We start from the raw sequence: 2,643 nt of genomic DNA on the forward strand, positions 1-2,643 counted from the left end.
CACCTCGACCGTCGTGTGCCGCACGCCACGCGACGCACCCGCCGCGGCCGGCACACCCCGCCTGACGCGAAGTGCGACGCCGGACAGGAAATCCACCAGCGCCAGCAGCGTCAGCAGGAAATACGCCGAACTGGCAAAGCGCGGCCACAGCAGGAATTCGGCCAGCGCGCCGCCGAAGACGATCAGCGACAACAGATGATCGGTGAGAAACTTCGCGCCGGGTCGCGCGCCCTTGATCACCTCGAGCAGCAGCATCACGATGCCAATTGCGAGCAGCACATCGCCCAGCGTCACCGGCCATTGCGCGCCCGACGTCAACGGCAGCGTCACCAGCGGCTCGGCGAAGGAAACGCCGGGCATCAGGAACACGATGATGTTGTAGATCGCGAGCGGGATCAGAAGCAGCGGGAAACCGACCATCGACATCGGCAAGGCCTTCTCAAGTGGTCCGGGGGGCGAAGCGATCGGCCGCTTCGCCGTATGCCGTCTCGCCCCCGCCTGGGCGCCTGTTCAGCCAACAAGCGGCCGGATCAGGAATCCTTCTTGACCTTCAGAACCTGCCGGCCCTTGTACATGCCGGTCTTCAGGTCGAGGTGATGCGGACGGCGCAATTCGCCGGAGTCCTTGTCCTCGGCGTAGGTCGGCTTCTTCAATGCATCGGCCGAGCGGCGCATGCCACGCCGCGATGGCGATGTTTTTCTTCTGGGAACGGCCATGTCGGTGTCCTCTAGGGATGTTGTCCGGCGGCATCGTCCCGTAACGGGCGGCTGGAGCGCCAGGGCGCAAGCTCAAAATGCCGATGAGGCCGCGCTTATAGAGGATGATGTCCTCCAAGGCTAGCTTCAAAATCGGTGAAAATGGCTCAAAACCAGTATGGCGTTAGCGATTTTCGGCCCAGCACCGCTGCAATTCAGCGACCTGGGCCCGTGCCACGTAAATCCCGGCCAGGCGGCGCAAGCCGGGTCCGGGATTACGGGCGCTGCGGGTGTGCGGATTGGGCAGGATCGCCGCCAATAGCGCCGCCTCCCGCGGCGTGACCATGGAGGCGCCATGGCCGAAGGCATAGAGGCTGCCCGTTTGCACCCCGAACTGGCCGCCGGGCCCGAGCTCGGCGATATTGAGATAAATTTCCAGGATCCTCGGCTTGGGCAGGACGAAGTCGATCCATAGCGCCAGCGGCAGTTCCAGCGCCTTGCGGACCACGCTGCGGCCCGGCCACAGGAACAGGTTCTTGGCGACCTGCTGGGTGATGGTCGACCCGCCGCGGGAAGCCTCGCCATCCTCGGCGTCGTCGATCACCTCGCGCAAGGCGCCCCAGTCGACACCGCGATGGGTGCAGAACCTCGCATCTTCCGAAGCCACCACCGACCGCGGCAGCGCAGCCGCCATCGCCGCCAGATCAACCCACTGCCGCGATACCGGAGCGCCCCGCACATAACGCCAGGCCATCAGCAGGGAGGCCGGGTGGCCGGTGCGGTAGAACGGCGTCAGCAGATAGGGCAGCAAAAGCGCAGCCAGCAGGATCAGAAGCAAGGTTCGGGCAATGCGCAAAATTAACGATTTTCTCGCTCGATATTCCGTGTCGACCGATATCTGGCTGATATTTACCGACTTTTTCAACGGTTTTAAGGCGCCCCGAAACGGCCTGAGTGCAATTGACGCGGGAAGCGTCATCAACGATTGTCCGCCCGATTTGATCAGGAGCTTTCCTTAATGACGACCGCCACGCCACTCCAGGACTTTGCGAAGCGACTGGACCAGACCGCGGAGGATACCGAGGCGCTGCTTGCAAGGCTTCTCGCCGACACGCTGTTGCCGGACGAAATCGCGCGGCCGAAGCGGCTGATGGATGCGATGCGCTATTCGAGCCTCGGCGGCGGAAAGCGCTTGCGGCCTTTTCTCGTGGTGGAGAGTTCGGCGATCTTTGGCGTAGCCCGCGAAGCCGCGCTGCTGGCGGGCGCGGCGCTCGAATGCATTCACTGCTATTCGCTGATCCATGACGACCTGCCGGCGATGGACAACAGCGATCTCAGGCGCGGCCGGCCCACGCTGCACAAGAAGACGGACGATGCGACGGCCATCCTCGCCGGCGACGGCCTGTTGACGCTCGCCTTCGACATCGTCACCCGTGACGAGATTCACAAAGACCCGACCGTGCGCCTGTTGCTCACCCGCGCGCTGGCGCGAGCCTCCGGCATCGGGGGCATGGTCGGCGGCCAGATGCTCGACCTCGCCGGCGAAGGCCGCTTCGGCGACCGCGAACCGGTCGACGTCGCGCGCTTGCAACAAATGAAGACCGGCGCGTTGTTGCGCTTCGGCTGCATCGCCGGCGCGATCCTGGGTCAATCGTCGCAAAAGGAATATCAGGCGCTCGATGATTACGGCCGCGCGCTTGGCGAGGCCTTCCAGATCGCGGACGACCTGCTCGACGTCGAGGGCGATGCCGCCGCGCTCGGCAAGCAGACCGGACAGGATGCGGCGCTCGGCAAGACCACCTTTGTCACCCAGCTCGGGATCGACGGCGCCATGCTGCGCGTTCGCGATCTGCTGTCGCGCGCGGATCAGGCGCTGTCGATCTTCGGTCCCCGAGGCGACATCCTGCGGGCAGCCGCCCGCTTCGTCGCCGAACGCAAGAGTTAGAGC

General features: G+C 64.7%; 3 protein-coding genes and 1 pseudogene. 1 reads left to right on the top strand and 3 read right to left on the bottom strand.

The window, feature by feature from the left end:
* From WB528_RS17360 to WB528_RS17370, 3 genes and pseudogenes are all read right to left on the bottom strand, one after another.
* Window positions 1-420: pseudogene (locus WB528_RS17360) on the bottom strand (hypothetical protein); the annotation flags it as partial.
* Between the two features lie 110 nt (window positions 421-530).
* Window positions 531-716: a 50S ribosomal protein L32 gene (rpmF, locus tag WB528_RS17365; protein WP_423889639.1), complete on the bottom strand. Its 186-nt coding sequence runs from the start codon at window positions 714-716 to the stop codon at window positions 531-533.
* 163 nt (window positions 717-879) lie between these two features.
* A complete protein-coding gene (locus WB528_RS17370) occupies window positions 880-1,551 on the bottom strand; it encodes a biosynthetic peptidoglycan transglycosylase (RefSeq protein ID WP_423889640.1) in 672 nt (223 codons plus the stop codon).
* A gap of 162 nt (window positions 1,552-1,713) precedes the next feature.
* Between WB528_RS17370 and WB528_RS17375 the strand changes: the two genes are divergently transcribed.
* The gene (locus WB528_RS17375; protein WP_423889641.1) at window positions 1,714-2,640 is read left to right on the top strand and encodes a polyprenyl synthetase family protein; all 927 of its coding nucleotides are present in this window, start codon (window positions 1,714-1,716) and stop codon (window positions 2,638-2,640) included.
* Window positions 2,641-2,643 lie beyond the last annotated feature (3 nt).

The organism is Bradyrhizobium sp. (assembly GCF_049586575.1).
In the GTDB taxonomy this organism is placed as follows: Bacteria; Pseudomonadota; Alphaproteobacteria; order Rhizobiales; family Xanthobacteraceae; genus Bradyrhizobium.